The sequence below is a fragment of the Marinobacter fuscus genome (assembly GCF_003007675.1).
Classification (GTDB): Bacteria; Pseudomonadota; Gammaproteobacteria; order Pseudomonadales; family Oleiphilaceae; genus Marinobacter; species Marinobacter fuscus.
Genome location: NZ_PXNP01000015.1, coordinates 22,434 through 36,259, shown reverse-complemented (window position 1 = coordinate 36,259; position 13,826 = coordinate 22,434). Strand labels below are relative to the sequence as shown.

Sequence of the window (13,826 nt, the reverse complement as noted above, 5' to 3'; positions counted from 1 at the left end):
GCCTATGTCAGCCTCATCAGCGAACTCATCCGCCTGAGGTTAAGCGACAGGCAGACCAGATCCCATTCGCCTTGCACGGCATTAAGCCCCCTCAGGCTGAACTGCCGGAAGCCCAGAATATGCTTGATCCAGCCATTAACCGCCCCAACCAGATGCTTGCGCCGGGCGTAAACCGATCGCCCCGTCGCGGTGGCCAGCTTCTCGGCCATCCGTGACTAGCTTTTTGTGCCGGATCTCGATCTGGGGACTAACCCAGCATGACCTCTAGTGCCTTTGAGTTTCAAGAGAACCAGCGCTGCTGAACTGGCGACGCTGGTTTCTACTACTCAGCCATATAGACACGGCTGAAACGACCACCTACTTTGATATTGAACCCCTGCCAGTACACCCGAGTTCACTCGAATAACTAAAGGTGCCGGTGTTGTCAGGGTTGAGAATGCCCGTGGCTGTCACCGTATCATCAGCATTCGAGGCAAACAGACTGAGGTTGCCGCTCTCATCCACCTCGCCAGTAAATGAGAGTGGGGCGGATGGAAAATCATGGTATGTTAGTCTAAGTATCCCTGAAACATAGCAATCGAATCTAGAGCAGGTCTCATCGCCCATCGCCATAACTTTCATTGTGATGGTCGATCCGGTTGGGCAATATACATCTTCTGTATCGCCATCGCCGGAAAATGTGCCAGACCACGAACCGATAAATGAACTCGGCTCAGGCTCAACAGGCTGCGTTCCCCCCTTTGGCGTTACCAATAGATTTACAACTGTTTGTACAGTCTTTTCATTGGCGTCTGTAAAGCTAACTGTAAATACGCCTGTTCCTGGCTCTTCCGAAGAGTAGTATCCGCCAGAGAACACTCCGACCCCTCTATCAAACTGCCATTGAATGCCGGGGTTATCAGAGCCCAAAACAGTAGAAGAAGATCCGTCAGCGAAAAACACTCTCTGAGCCAGATAATTCACGGGAAGCTTTTCCCCTACCTCCATTGAAAACTGACCATTGACGGGCTCAATAGAAATTGCCCCGACAGCATCCTGCTCAATGGTTTCAGAGAGGACTCTTCGAACACCTGAATCCGCAGCAGTCAGAGTTAGCGAAATGTTAAAGTCGCCATTGGCAGGTCCGCCCTGTATTGAAAGTGGTTGATTGTTCTCAAACTGTGTGTCGTCTAACTCCCAGTTGCCAGATTCTGAATTGATACGACCATTGGTTAGATTGAGTGTGCATCCGGTCACATCAGGAATTACTTTTGCGTCCATCCAGACTTCACCAGAGGTCTGCAGCGTAAAACTAGCAGATATGGAGGATATATCGCTACAAACCGGCTTAGACGCCGATGGATCGCCAGTTTCAGGTGGCTCTGTGGTAACAGGCGCTGATTCAAACGGTTCATCCACAGGCGTATTGTCTGCCAGGATTCTGGCGTTCGTATCGCCCTCGGTGAGTTTGAAATCCGGAATGGATACGGGATGACTGTCTGAATTACTTAACACCAACTCGCCCTTCACATCTGCGGGCACAAACACCTGGCCTTTGTTGTTAGTCGTCCCGGTTACGACCAGGCAGTCGGTTGTGCAGCCGCCATTCTCAGTCTCGCCAGAAGTGAACACATAATTGTATACCACGCCCGCAACACCTCCTGCTGCGGCCCCCACTGCAATAGCTGGAATCATACTAACGCCTGCAGCACCGGCCGCAACGCCTCCAACTACACCGGCAAATCCTGAAAATACCCAGCCAGCCCCCGTTGTTACCACGTTACGAAGCTCGGTCATTACGGCATTTCCGTAATCCGCAGCTTCAATGTTACTGGACTCCACCTGTTGCCGTAGGTTCTCGCCTTTCTCCTTGGCCCTGGCGACCATATCCTCGATCGCTTTGGCGTTCGCCACTCCAACATTCGAAGAGCCCGGCAAAAAGCCGAGTAAATCGTCAAATAGAGCGTTTACCTCAACCAGGAAGGGGTCCGAGTACGCCTTTATACCTAATGCCTGGGAGGCCATAGCGCCTTGCACACCCATCTGCGCGCCTGCATTGTCCATCTTTCGTAATGTATTGGCATAAGCGAGCAGTGCATCAAGAAAACTATCAATGCGTGCCTGAACTTCCGATAGCGACATTGTGTCGTCGATTGCCAAAGCCTTTTGGTAGGCCGAATCAACCCCTTTACTTGCTTCGATGGCATCTGAGACGGCAGAGTTGTATTGCTTGGATAGTGTTTGCTGATCACTTACTGAAGGTGGAGGGAGGGAGCCTTCTCCATCCTTATCGGCATCGCTGTCTGAACCACCACAGCCTGCAAGTAACAGCGCAGAAGCAATGCTGGCAAAGCAAATGCGTTTTTTTCCATGAGTCATCGCAAACTCCGTTAACTATTTTGGCTCAACCCAGATCCACAATGCCTTGAGTCGGAATTAGACAAAGGGTCGGAATTAAACAAAAGAGTAGCATGCATCGACATAAATACACTTGTTTATTGTTAGGTTTTTGTATTGTTTCTGTATTCAGCAGGTCGATTCAGCTAGTAGTATCGCCGTTTGAGCTCATCGCACTGAATGAGGGTATTCAGTTCCTCAAAACTGTGATGGAAGCCCGGGGAGCAGGTTGTCGGGTGCTATGAATCCCTTATATCATCAATCACAGATCCCACACAGCATAGGCGCTACTTCTGGATGAGGTGCAGGCCGCGTCGTGGACGCAGCCACGGCAGGCGGGGTTGTTCAAAGGAATTGACAAAAGAAGAGCGAAAATGCCCCAGTACAAACTGATGGATCGGTTTGGCAATGAGCTCAGCCACGGCGATCTTCAGAAGAAACTGCAGTGGTGCAAGGATGGTGAACAGCTGGAGCACGAGTTTCTTCATCTTTTTGGCTCAAGGTTCGGATTGCGGCTGAATGAACAGAAGCATAAGGATCCAACCGTTCCGGACTTCATACACACGGCGAGCGACCGCTACGTCGATCTAAAAACCCAGAACACACCCTTCTTCAATGCCCGTCGGTACGGTGTAGAGCCTCAGTTTGCCGTTACTCTGAACAAGATTGATGTGGATCGTTACACCCGCCTCTACCCGGGGTTGATTATTCTCTATCATGTGAACTGGCTTGCGGTGAAGCTGCTTAAGCCGGACGGCTCCTTTATTGAGGTGTCACCAATGGAGGGTATCTGGGCCGCCAGTATCCGGCATATCCCGGCGTTGTGTCGCCGCAACAATCTGCATTCCTACCTGCAGCGAAAGGCAGATCAGTCCGGAAACGCTAAAGACAGTTACGTTCTCGACCTCAGGAATCCGGTGTTCCGAGCCTTTTCTGTTACAGACACCCTTGCACGGATAGCTGGCGACACCTGACTCGGCTTACACAAGCTCAAAGCTACCCTGCAGGCCATGTGCATGGCTTTGTATCCGGGCTTCAAACTGGGTCTTCCATTCATTATGCGAGGTGTTCCTGTACCTTGAGTAACTGAAGTCTGGTATGGAAACGATATTGTCCCCAGACAGCATTTTTCTGAGCAGGCGCCCGACCGCAAAGCCAAGCCCGATGGGCACCGCGTTACCTATTTGTTTGTATTGCTGCACCAGCGGGCCCGCCAGCTCCCAGGCATCCGGAAATTGTTGAATGCGTTTGTACTCTTCAATCGACAATGGCCTGTCTTCTACCGGGTGTGCCAGGTCTGTCGCAGGCATAGCCGGGTGGGTGACCAGCGTTGGTGAGGGTTTGTCCCATCCAAGGCGGCGCAAGAATCCTGTCTTGCCTCCGCCGGAGAAATAGGATTTTCCCATGGCTTCACGTTGCAGTTCGTCCGGAAGTGCCTTCCAGTTCTGGCCGGGCTCGAGCAGCCGGTAGTATTTCAGGCGTTTCTCGGGAAAGTTGAGGTGATGGTGTTCCCGGATGCCCGCCACACAGGACTGAAAGGTTTTCCAGGGTGGCAGGCCATGAGCCCCGTGTTCGGCGTGGGTGGGCTCAAGAAACGGTGGAGCGTCGCCGTCGCGGGAGCAGATCAGAATGACCCGCTCGCGAATCTGGGGGGTACCGAAATTCGCCGAGTTGTAAAGGTTAAACGACACCCCGTACCCCGCACTTTCCAGCAGGCTTAGAACAAAATTGAGCGCGCCGCCTTTGAGTTCGTCTTTGTGCAAACCCGGAAAGCCTTCGCCACGCCGGTTGTGGGGGCGATGTTCCATGGGGCAGGACAAAAGTCCTCGAACGTTCTCGATGACAATGAATTTCGGGCGAATATCGAGCGCAACATCAATGTACTTGAGAAAGACGTTTCCCCGTGCATCGTTGAATCCCTGGCGTTTACCAGCTGTACTGAAGGCCTGGCAAGGTGGCCCGCCGATGATGACATCGATATCGTCGTCCCGGCATAAACCGGCAGTCTCAAGGACATCATCTGCCGAGTATTCCAGGATGTCGCCTAACAACGCAGTGTCCGGCCTGTTCAGAGCGATAGTCTGACGGCAGTATTTGTCGAACTCACAGGCAAGCCGGATCTGGAAGCCTGCTTTTTCGATTCCCAGATCCAAACCCATGGCACCGGAGAAAAAACTGAGTGCTACGGGCTTGCCCGGTAACGGAGGTCTCTGCTTTGACGAATGATCGCAAGCCACGGTATGTGCGGTTTTCAAGCCATATCTCTCAACGCTTTCTTGCGACAGTACCCAGCTGTTACCGACTTTCTTTGCATCAATTTTGTTATCTCTGCATAATTCCCGCACCCGCTGGGTACTTACGCCCAGCATGTTGGCGGCGTCCTGAATAGAGATTTGGGTACTCATGCGGGCTTTCCTTTGCGAAACTTTCAGTGAGTACCCATTTTAAAACGGCTGCCTGAATACTCAAGATCTTGTAGCCGGAAACCGCCGTTTATTATGGTCATTGTCGGGCACCGCACCCGAAGACCGTCACGCCAGTAAAGGGGGCAGCTGATGTCCGATAGTATCAAGCCTGACGAAGACTCGGCTCGCGCAAAAAGAAGGTTTGCCGTTTCTGCAAATCGTGGGAGCGCCAGCCATCGGGTACGTTATGTAGAGACCGGAGGAAGCGCGGTGGATACCGAAGACTGCACCTTTTGTCAGTCGGTTCCGGATCTCACAAACGAGGACGGCCGGGAAGAAGATAAGTAACACGCAGGCAAGGCATTTTGTCTGCGTGTTCTGCAGGCAGGTGATCAGATTTCCTGTCGGCCTGGATAGCTCTCGGCTTTTCGGTGGGCTGCCATTTCGGCACGGGCACCTAGCTGCTCAGGCGCATTGTCCGGTAGATTCCACCCCTTGAGATTGTCTTCAATCAGCTGAACCAGTGCCTGTATGTGTCCTGGCGTCGCATTCAGGCAGGGAATGTAGTTGAAGCCCTGTCCGCCCGCTTCCATGAAATACTCCCGGTTTTCTTCGTTAATTTCCTCGATGGTTTCCAGGCAGTCAGCGGAAAAGCCCGGACAAAACACATCGATAGACCTGGTTCCCTGGCCGGGCAGAGCCTTCAGGGTTTCATCAGTGTAGGGTTTCAGCCACTCTTCCCGGCCAAACCGGGATTGGAAGGTGGTGAGATAGTCGCCCGGGGACAATCCCAGGCGTTCCGCCAGTAAGCGAGAGGTCTTGTGGCATTCGCAATGGTAGGGGTCGCCTTTCAGCAGATATTTCAGTGGAACCCCGTGGTAGGACAAAACCAGTTTTTCGTTGCGCCCATGCTCGGCCCAGTAACCTTCAATGTGGTTTGCCATCGCCTCAATGTAGGGCGGGTAGTCATGGTAGTGCGAAATAAACCGGAAATCCGGTAGCCAGCGACGTTTGGTGAAGTCTGCGGCCACGGCATCAAAGGTGGAGGCCGAAGTGGACGCGGAGTATTGTGGATATAAAGGCAATACAATCAGCTTTCGTACGCCTTGTTGCTGCATTTCATCCAGCACCCGTGCAATAGACGGATTGCCATAGCGCATGGCAAAGCCGACCACCACATTGGTGCCGTACTTCTCTTGCAGCGCTTCCCGAATGCCTTCGGCCTGGCTGGCGGTGTGTGTCAGTAAAGGCGAGCCTTTTTCTTCCCAGACCCCGGCATAGGCTTTGGCGCTGCGGCTTGGGCGAATACGCAGAATCACGCCGTGCAGTATCAGCCACCAAATGGGGCGGGGCACCTCTACCACGCGGGGATCCCAGAGAAACTCTCCAAGATACTTGCGCAGAGCGGGAGTTGTCGGAGCATCGGGGGTGCCCAGATTGGTGATCAATACGCCAAGCCGATCCGGCTGATTATGGCGATAGTCAGCTGACCCGTTGTAAGCCATGAATACTTCCTGATGTTGTGAGGGTTACTGCGTGTTGCCGGCCTGTTGCAAGAGACGCGGGATCAGACCGGTGAGGTCGTACCCGGCCTGATGGGCACTGGACAGGATTTCACGTGGATCCTGCTCGCGGGCCGCACTGAGCGCCCAGAGTACCGTGCAGCGGGTGCCTGAGCGACAGAAGGCCATTACGGGCTTTTCTGCCTGCTGGATCATTGGGGCGAAGTTTTCGACGTCCTGGTCGGTAATGTTGCCAGAGGCGACCGGCAAATAAACCCACGCCAGGCCGTGTTGTGCCGCTGCCGCTTCAATCTCGGCCATGGCAGGTTGGCCGGGCTCTTCCTGATCAGGCCGATTGGCTACCAGCGTTTTGTATCCCAGCCTGGAGATCTCCGCGACGTCGGCAACAGTAATTTGAGGTGAAACAGATAGGGTCTCGTCAAGCTTCCGGATATTCACGGGATTCTCCGCTGTTCAGGATGACTGGTGTTTCATAACAACATCATACCGGCCATGTCGAGGCTAACAAAGTGGATATTCGGGCAGGATCCGTGGCCGGGGCGGAACGGTGGCGGGCAGCACAACAAAAAAGCCCGGCAAGGACTGCCGGGCAGAGGCGTGCGAGTAGTATCCATGAAAGACTTCCAGACAAACCGACATCATGGAAGATGCCGGTAAGAATGAGTATTGACCATATTTTGCACAGTTCAAGCGAGAGCATGATTCCATTGAAAACATTTTCGCATATCCCGGCCGCCCTTATACTGGGGTCTTTAACGGTGGGGGTTGTAGCCCTGCCACTGCATTCCCCGATGAGCTGTAATACAATAGCGGAATTACAGTAAGCCAGAATCTCCAGAGGTATTGCATGTCTGAGCAAGACGACAACAAGTCCGATACGGATTCCCAGTTGCCGGGCAAAATCAAGGATTCTGCACGGCAAATCTGGCTCGCGGGTCTTGGGGCCTATACCAAGGCCGAGGAAGATGCCGGGCGGTTCTTCGATCGACTGGTTCAGGAAGGCGAGCAACTGGAAAGCAAAACACGTGGTGTGGTGGAAAAGCAGATCCGCACTGTCGAGGATCGGGTTGGTGAAGTGCGTGATCGGGCAACCGGCACCTGGGATCGGTTGGAGCACATGTTTGATCAACGTGTTTCCGGCGCCCTGCGGCGGCTGGGCATCCATCGCCGTGAGGAAATCGAGGCGCTGGAGCATCGGATTGATGTGCTGGAACGTGAGCTGAGCCGCCTGCGTGGCGCTGGCACGGCCCGAGATGAGGAGGAATAACCGTTACCGATAATCCGCGCTGATCAGCTTCACCTGTTCCTGCTCGTCTTCCCGTAAATAGGGCAGCAGCAGGTGCAGCATTTGGTAAACCCCTCGCCCGGGGTCAACTGCATCCCGGTCTTCCAGATGTGACAGGGTGTCGAAGCTGCTCCAGTAACACACGGTCAGTGTTAACTGCTCGCACAGGGCCCCGAGTGCCTCCGGCTCGATATCCATCATTTCCTGTCGTTGGAAGCTTCCGCAAAGCGATTGAAACGCCGCCGTTTTTTTCTTGAGAATCCTTCGGAATCGCTGCTGCAGCTGACTGTAGCGGGAGAGCACGTTCACCAGATCCTGATAGAGAAACCGGTACCGAGCCACTCCCTCAAACAGCAGATGCAAAAAAAAGCTGAACTGATCCAATGGGATGTCGGCGTCTTCCGGAACCGCCAGCAAGTCCAGCATGTCGGCTTCATAGGCCCGGAACAACTCCTCAACAATATCGCCTTTGCTTTTGAAGTGGTAATACAGGTTGCCAGGGCTGATCTCCAGTTCATCGGAGATCAGCAATGTGGTGACATTGGGCTCGCCCAGGCTGTTAAACAGATGCAGGCTGGTGTCGACGATCCGATCCCTGGTTTTGACTTTCTTCATCCGCTAGCGCCAGTGGTCGGGTCAGAGGTCGAATGAGGCCCACACCGGGCAGTGGTCAGAGGGCCGTTCCATGGCGCGGATATCGTAGCTTACTCCGGCCGCTTGGGCTTTTGGCAGCAGGCTGTCACTGGCCATGATCAGATCAATCCGCAGGCCGCGCTTGGGTTCCCGCTCAAAGCCTTTACTGCGATAGTCAAACCAGCTGTAGGTGTCGGCTTCGTCCGGGTGCAGATGGCGGAACACATCGGTCAGGCCACGTTGCCCCACCTGGGCCAGCCATTCCCGCTCTTCCGGCAGGAAGCTGCATTTGCCAGTCCGCAGCCAGCGTTTGGCGTTGTCCGGGCCGATGCCGATATCCTTGTCGGTTGGCGAAATATTCATATCACCCATCACCACAAGATGACCGGGCTCGTGGGAGAGTTCATCAAGATAGGCCATCAGGTCGGCATAGAACTTCTGTTTGGCTGGAAACTTGACCGGATGATCCCGGCTTTCGCCCTGGGGAAAGTACCCGTTGATGACGGTGACAGGTTCGCCATTTACCGTGAAGCGCCCGGTGATCAGTCGTCGCTGGGCGTCATCATCGTCGGTGGGATAACCCTTGAGTACCGCTTCCGGCTCCTCTCTCGACAACAGTGCCACACCGTAGTGGGTCTTCTGGCCATGAAAATGAACGTGGTAGCCCAGTTCACGCACCGCTTCAACGGGAAATTCCGCGTCTGTGACCTTGGTTTCCTGTAGCCCGATGACATCGGGGTTCAGCTCTTTGATCACAGCTTCCAGTTGGTGCAGTCGGGTGCGGATACTGTTGACGTTGAACGACACGAACATCATGGTTTGGAGGTCTCCCGAATCGAGTTTTCAGGAGTTTACCACAGGCGGCGGCCATGAAAGCGGGCTTCACCGCCCTGTTCATCGTGTGAGTTCACAATTCGGCAGCTGTAGCACCTGGTATCGTATATGGGCTGTGTGGTTGGTATCTGTGTTCTTGCGGATATTGGTCAGGCCCAGGTAATGGGTAAGCGCACCATCGGCCCGGTAACCCAGCAGGATGGGGTCGACCAGAAAACGCAGCAGCAGGCCTGCGGGCCGTATCTGCACTTCCAGATCGGCGTCGAGGCGCCCGGTTGATATCGGCTCAAGGGTAAACTCATAGTGCTCGCCACGGGTTGGAGCCAGGAACTGAAACGACAAACTCTCCCCGGCATTCAGTGCGGCCCAGTTGGCCCGGACGAAGTGGTCAAAGCCTGCATCTACAACCAGGTTGTTCACCCGCGACAGCTCGTAGGCGACCGGTGCAGACTCCGGTGCTTGCCAGCGAATAGAAATCTCGCTTTCGTTCGGGTAGTCGATGTCCAGCTGTTCGCTGAAGTCTGGTTGCCGGAATGACACGGAGGGCGTAAAGGGTGCTTCACCATAACTCAGATGCTTCTCGGCGAAGAGGCTGTCGCTGCCAGCGCGCTGATAGCTCACCCGGTGTTCTTTGGGCGCAAACTGCCCATCTGAGCAGGTACCTTGTACTTGATGAAATTCGGTATACAGTTCGGTGCCGCCGCTCGCAGCGGTGCCGGAGAACTCGAAACGAGTGGCGGCTGTCGCGCTCAGGGTTGGTATCAGTACGATGATAAGCAGGAAGCCCGGTTTCATGATACCAGCTCCGGATACAAGGCTCGGCGCAGCCAGAGCAGCAATGGGAAGAGGATCAGCCAGCCCGCCGCCATCCCCAGCAGGGAAGTGAACAGGCCCGGCAGATTAACCACGCCAAGTTGGCCGGCCGACCAGTAGGCGAAGGGGCCCGCAACGGGGGCAAGCACAAACGGCAACCAGCGTTTTGCGCTGATCCAGTTGAGCGAGTGGCACAGGGTGGTCATGAACACCGCCCAGATCGCAATCAGCCAGGGTGGTGCGAGTATTATCTCTTCTCCGCTATCAAGCCCCAGCACGCCAATACGGAACCAGAGGCTGTCCATCAGCCCGCCCAGCACAATGCCGAGCCCGATAAACTGCAATTCCATGCTGCGTTGCTGGCTGATAACCGCCAGATGAAACACCACCACAGCCAGGGCAAACAGGCCAGAGCCCAGGCCGGGATAGAGCACGCACGCCAGCCAGGCGCACTGGAAAAGTACGAAGTTGACCAGATTGCGTGTGGCCGGGTTAGCAATCATAGGGTCAGGATATTGGCGCGCTTGTTGGCGGGCTTGGCCATCACCAGATGGGCAACGCCGATTGCACGTTCACTGAAACCGGCTTCGCAATAGGCGAAATAGAAGTGCCAGAGCCTCTGGAACGCCTGGTCGTAGCCCAGTTGCTCCAGGGCGGGCTGCTGTGCCAGAAAGCGGTCACACCAGTCTTTCAGGGTTCGGGCGTAGTGAAAGCCGAAATCCTCGGCGTGAGTCAGCACCAGCCTGGTTTCGCGCTTCATTGAGGTCAGGATCGCCCCGAAAGATGGAATAAAGCTGCCGGGGAAGATAAAGCGCTGGATAAAATCGACGTTCTTCAGCGCTCGCTGGTAGCGCTGCTCGGGCATGTTGATCGCCTGTATCAGCGCCAGGCCATCGGGCTTCAGTAGCTGGTCAATCTGGGCCAGATAGCTGTCGAGGAACTGGGGCCCGACCGCTTCAATCATCTCAATCGAGACCAGCTTGTCAAACTGGCCCTCGAGATCCCGATAATCGTCGAATAGCAACGTAATTCGATCTTCCAGCCCCTCGGCCTGCACCCGTTCACGGGCCAGTTCCAGTTGTTCCCGGGAGATGGTGGTGGTGGTCACGTGGCAGCCGTAGTGCTTGGCGGCATGGATGGCGAAGCCGCCCCAGCCGGTGCCAATTTCCACCACCTGGTCGCCGGGCTGTAAATCCAGCTTGCGGCAGATGGTGTCGAGTTTGTGCACGGCGGCTTGCTCAAGCGTGGCTTCCTCTGACGGGTAAATAGCCGACGAATACATCAGGGTAGGGTCCAGGAACAGGCTGAACAGGTCATTGCCCAGATCGTAGTGGGCGCTGATGTTCTTGCGGGAACCTTCCGGGGTGTTGCGATTCAGCCAGTGTAGTGCCTTGAGGGTGGGCTTGCTGATCCAGGCAAACTTGTCCTCAAAGGCATTCATGGTGTCCAGGTTGCGGGTGAAGAACCGGAGCAGGGCGGTCAGATCTGGCGAATGCCAGTCGCCAGCCACGTAGGCTTCAGCCGCGCCAATGCTGCCGCCGGTAACCAGATCCCGCCAGGTGCTGTGATTGCTAATCTCCAGCACGGCTGGCGGGTACGCGCTATCGCCGTCACCGAAGGTCAGGTCGGTAAAGCCGGGCTCGCGGATGGTAAGCGTGCCATGGCCCAGCATAGCCAGTTGCTGGCACACCAGGCGCCTGGCCACACGGCTGAGAATTGGCAATCTGGTGGGTGCCGTTTGCTGGCCTTCCAGAGTGGTGTTCAGGTTCTCCATGAGCTTACCCTTCCTGCAGAATCCGTAATAGTGTTGTGTTCCGACGGCCGTTGCCCCACATCAATCCCCTCGTCGTTGTTGCCCCGGCCGAAGGCGTCGTCGGTTGCGGGCAGTTTGTCGGGGTGGGTGTAGAACGGCGCTCCCTTGAGCTTGAGTTTCAGTGCATTCCAGTAAATACCCCCGATGCCCTTCAGGGTTTCCAGTGGAAACCGTCGCAGGCTTCGATGCAGGGTTATACGGTCGAGCGCTTTGCGCTGGACTACCAGAGTGGCGTCAAATTGCTTTCGATCGGCTTCTTCCACGTTCATGTGAATACGCAATTCCGGCCCCCGGAAACTGAACAGCCATTGGTACTCCTGGTTCATGCCATTGAACGGCGATACGTGGAACCGCTTGTGAAAGGAAAACTTTTCCGTGTGCCAGTTATCGGGCGCGCCCGGGCCGGGTTGCAGGCTTTCCAGGCAATAGACATGGCGTTGCTTCCAGGGTGTGTTGGTGATCTGCGCCAGAATGGCGCGGGGAATTGCTCCCCGGGCGGGGTCGCAGCCGTTCTCGTAACACAGGTAGAAGCTTACCGGGTTAAACACATAGCCCAGATAGCGGGGGTGGGTAATCAGTTGAATGGGGCCGTCCGGCGCCCAGCCGGTCGCACTTTTTACCCGGTTGTAGACGGCCTGGCGAAGGCTGGGGATGTCCGGATCAAGATAGTCCTCGCGTTTCAGCCCCAGCCAGTTGAACCGTTCCAGGGAAAAGAACGGGCTGATTCCGGTGACCGAAAACCAGTCGTCCACGTCCAGTGCGAGCATGCCGATGTTGTACTGAAATTCATGCTGAACCGGCAACTTACGACGATGTCTAATGGTCCCTTCTAACCATTGACTGGCCATAGTCAGAGTCCTGTACCAAACGCCCGGGTTACTCGAAGGGCGCTGCGAACGCCGTCTTCGTGAAAGCCGTTAAACCAATAGGCACCACAGAAATGGCTGCGGTTACGGTTGCCAATTTCGTCGTACCGATCCTGGGCGGCCACGGCCTCCAGGGTAAATACCGGGTGGTTGTAGTCAAACCGCTTGATGACTGCGCCAGGGTCGATGTCGTGGCTGCGATTTAGCGTTACGCAGAAGGTCTCCGGCGCATCATCAAAATTCTGCAGGATGTTCATGTTGTAGGTAACCGACACCGGCTGGGTGCTGTGCTCGGGAATCCGGTAATTCCATGCGGCCCAGGCGCGGCGGTTCGAGGGCAACACCTGGCTGTCGGTATGCAACACCACATCGTTCTTCTGGTATTCGATGGCTCCCAGAATCGCCCGTTCTTCGTCGGTGGGGGATTCGAGCATCGCCAGCGCCTGATCACTGTGGCAGGCAAACACCACCTGATCGAACCGGTGCGTTTGCCCGTTACTGTGCACAGTCACGCCGTTGTCGTCCCGCACTACCAGGCTGACCGGGCTGTTCAGGTGGGTACAGTCGCCAAGGCGATCCATCATGCGGTCGACATAGGTGGCTGAGCCCCCGGAGATGACCCGCCAGGTCGGTCGGTCATCCACCGAGAGCATGCCATGGTTGTTGAAGAACTGGAGGAAAAAACGGATCGGGAACTGTTCCAGCACAATTTCCGGCGCAGACCAGATCGCGGCCCCCATGGGCACAATGTAGTAGTTTCGAAAATACCGGCTGTAGCCATGACGGTTCAGGTAGGCGCCGAGGGTTTCGGAATCGGAAATACGGCCTGCCGCCAGGTCGGCGCGGGTTTCTTTGTTGAACCGGAGAATTTCCCGGATCATTCGCAGAAAGTTCAGGTTCAGCACGTTTTTGCGCTGGGCAAACAGAGTGTTCAGGCTGGTGCCGTTGTAATGCAACCCGCTGGCCTGACAATCCACGCTAAAGCTCATGTCGCTAACTTCAGACGCGACCCCCAGCCGATCCATCAATTTGATAAAGTTGGGGTACGTCCAGTCGTTGTACACGATAAAACCGGTGTTAACCGGCCAGGTGCGGCCACCGAGTGGCACCTGTTCGGTATTGGTGTGCCCGCCAGCGTAATCGCCAGCCTCAAACACCTGTACATCGTGATTTTCGGCAAGCAGCCAGGCGGCGGTCAGGCCGGAAACTCCGGCGCCAATCACAGCAATGCGCTGACGATCCTGATTCATGCAAAGGGCTTCCTTGGGTCAACGTTAA

General features: G+C 55.4%; 13 protein-coding genes and 1 pseudogene. 2 read left to right on the top strand and 12 right to left on the bottom strand.

Annotated elements, in window-relative coordinates; translation table 11 throughout:
- Positions 1-2: 2 nt before the first annotated feature.
- Positions 3-209: pseudogene (locus C7H09_RS04325) on the bottom strand (transposase); the annotation flags it as partial.
- A gap of 148 nt (positions 210-357) precedes the next feature.
- Complete coding sequence (locus C7H09_RS04320) at positions 358-2,358, bottom strand: hypothetical protein (RefSeq protein WP_106761397.1); 2,001 nt, start codon at positions 2,356-2,358, stop codon at positions 358-360.
- Between the two features lie 392 nt (positions 2,359-2,750).
- Between C7H09_RS04320 and C7H09_RS04315 the strand changes: the two genes are divergently transcribed.
- Positions 2,751-3,350 (top strand): hypothetical protein, encoded by a 600-nt coding sequence (locus C7H09_RS04315; RefSeq protein ID WP_106761396.1) that lies wholly within the window; start codon positions 2,751-2,753, stop codon positions 3,348-3,350.
- 6 nt (positions 3,351-3,356) lie between these two features.
- On the opposite strand, the gene C7H09_RS04310 is transcribed toward C7H09_RS04315, so the two are convergent.
- From C7H09_RS04310 to C7H09_RS04295, 3 genes are all read right to left on the bottom strand, one after another.
- Positions 3,357-4,781: a DNA cytosine methyltransferase gene (locus C7H09_RS04310; RefSeq protein WP_106761395.1), complete on the bottom strand. Its 1,425-nt coding sequence runs from the start codon at positions 4,779-4,781 to the stop codon at positions 3,357-3,359.
- 392 nt (positions 4,782-5,173) lie between these two features.
- Positions 5,174-6,286, bottom strand: a complete 1,113-nt coding sequence (hemH, locus tag C7H09_RS04300) for a ferrochelatase (protein ID WP_106761393.1) — start codon at positions 6,284-6,286, stop codon at positions 5,174-5,176.
- 24 nt (positions 6,287-6,310) lie between these two features.
- A complete protein-coding gene (locus C7H09_RS04295; protein ID WP_106761392.1) occupies positions 6,311-6,742 on the bottom strand; it encodes a TIGR01244 family sulfur transferase in 432 nt (143 codons plus the stop codon).
- A 409-nt stretch (positions 6,743-7,151) separates the two neighbouring features.
- Between C7H09_RS04295 and C7H09_RS04290 the strand changes: the two genes are divergently transcribed.
- Complete coding sequence (locus C7H09_RS04290; RefSeq protein WP_106761391.1) at positions 7,152-7,571, top strand: phasin family protein; 420 nt, start codon at positions 7,152-7,154, stop codon at positions 7,569-7,571.
- 3 nt (positions 7,572-7,574) lie between these two features.
- Here the strand turns inward: C7H09_RS04290 and C7H09_RS04285 are convergent, their stop codons facing one another.
- From C7H09_RS04285 to C7H09_RS04255, 7 genes are all read right to left on the bottom strand, one after another.
- On the bottom strand, positions 7,575-8,204 hold the full coding sequence (locus tag C7H09_RS04285) for a TetR/AcrR family transcriptional regulator (RefSeq protein ID WP_106761390.1): 630 nt from the start codon (positions 8,202-8,204) through the stop codon (positions 7,575-7,577).
- Positions 8,205-8,225: 21 nt separating this feature from the next.
- Positions 8,226-9,038 (bottom strand): exodeoxyribonuclease III, encoded by an 813-nt coding sequence (gene xthA / locus C7H09_RS04280; RefSeq protein ID WP_106761389.1) that lies wholly within the window; start codon positions 9,036-9,038, stop codon positions 8,226-8,228.
- 78 nt (positions 9,039-9,116) lie between these two features.
- Entirely contained in the window at positions 9,117-9,851 is a 735-nt protein-coding gene (locus tag C7H09_RS04275; protein ID WP_106761388.1) for a hypothetical protein, read from the bottom strand.
- Positions 9,848-10,372: a DUF2878 domain-containing protein gene (locus C7H09_RS04270; RefSeq protein WP_106761387.1), complete on the bottom strand. Its 525-nt coding sequence runs from the start codon at positions 10,370-10,372 to the stop codon at positions 9,848-9,850. The genes C7H09_RS04275 and C7H09_RS04270 overlap by 4 nt, the downstream gene beginning before the upstream one ends.
- The gene (locus tag C7H09_RS04265; RefSeq protein WP_106761386.1) at positions 10,369-11,643 is read right to left on the bottom strand and encodes an SAM-dependent methyltransferase; all 1,275 of its coding nucleotides are present in this window, start codon (positions 11,641-11,643) and stop codon (positions 10,369-10,371) included. Before C7H09_RS04265 ends, C7H09_RS04270 begins: the two co-directional genes overlap by 4 nt.
- Positions 11,631-12,530, bottom strand: coding sequence for a DUF1365 domain-containing protein (locus tag C7H09_RS04260; protein WP_106761385.1), 900 nt, complete (start codon positions 12,528-12,530; stop codon positions 11,631-11,633). Before C7H09_RS04260 ends, C7H09_RS04265 begins: the two co-directional genes overlap by 13 nt.
- Positions 12,531-12,532: 2 nt before the next feature.
- Positions 12,533-13,798, bottom strand: a complete 1,266-nt coding sequence (locus tag C7H09_RS04255) for an NAD(P)/FAD-dependent oxidoreductase (RefSeq protein ID WP_106761384.1) — start codon at positions 13,796-13,798, stop codon at positions 12,533-12,535.
- Positions 13,799-13,826 lie beyond the last annotated feature (28 nt).

Bases quoted from the DNA above. Each gene is read 5' to 3' on its own strand.
- C7H09_RS04285 (WP_106761390.1), bottom strand. From the start codon at position 8,204: ATGAAGAAAGTCAAAACCAGGGATCGGATCGTCGACACCAGCCTGCAT.
- C7H09_RS04260 (WP_106761385.1), bottom strand. From the start codon at position 12,530: ATGGCCAGTCAATGGTTAGAAGGGACCATTAGACATCGTCGTAAGTTG.
- C7H09_RS04315 (WP_106761396.1), top strand. From the start codon at position 2,751: ATGCCCCAGTACAAACTGATGGATCGGTTTGGCAATGAGCTCAGCCAC.
- C7H09_RS04320 (WP_106761397.1), bottom strand. From the start codon at position 2,358: ATGACTCATGGAAAAAAACGCATTTGCTTTGCCAGCATTGCTTCTGCG.
- hemH (WP_106761393.1), bottom strand. From the start codon at position 6,286: ATGGCTTACAACGGGTCAGCTGACTATCGCCATAATCAGCCGGATCGG.
- C7H09_RS04265 (WP_106761386.1), bottom strand. From the start codon at position 11,643: ATGGAGAACCTGAACACCACTCTGGAAGGCCAGCAAACGGCACCCACC.
- C7H09_RS04310 (WP_106761395.1), bottom strand. From the start codon at position 4,781: ATGAGTACCCAAATCTCTATTCAGGACGCCGCCAACATGCTGGGCGTA.
- C7H09_RS04255 (WP_106761384.1), bottom strand. From the start codon at position 13,798: ATGAATCAGGATCGTCAGCGCATTGCTGTGATTGGCGCCGGAGTTTCC.
- C7H09_RS04290 (WP_106761391.1), top strand. From the start codon at position 7,152: ATGTCTGAGCAAGACGACAACAAGTCCGATACGGATTCCCAGTTGCCG.
- C7H09_RS04270 (WP_106761387.1), bottom strand. From the start codon at position 10,372: ATGATTGCTAACCCGGCCACACGCAATCTGGTCAACTTCGTACTTTTC.
- C7H09_RS04275 (WP_106761388.1), bottom strand. From the start codon at position 9,851: ATGAAACCGGGCTTCCTGCTTATCATCGTACTGATACCAACCCTGAGC.
- xthA (WP_106761389.1), bottom strand. From the start codon at position 9,038: ATGATGTTCGTGTCGTTCAACGTCAACAGTATCCGCACCCGACTGCAC.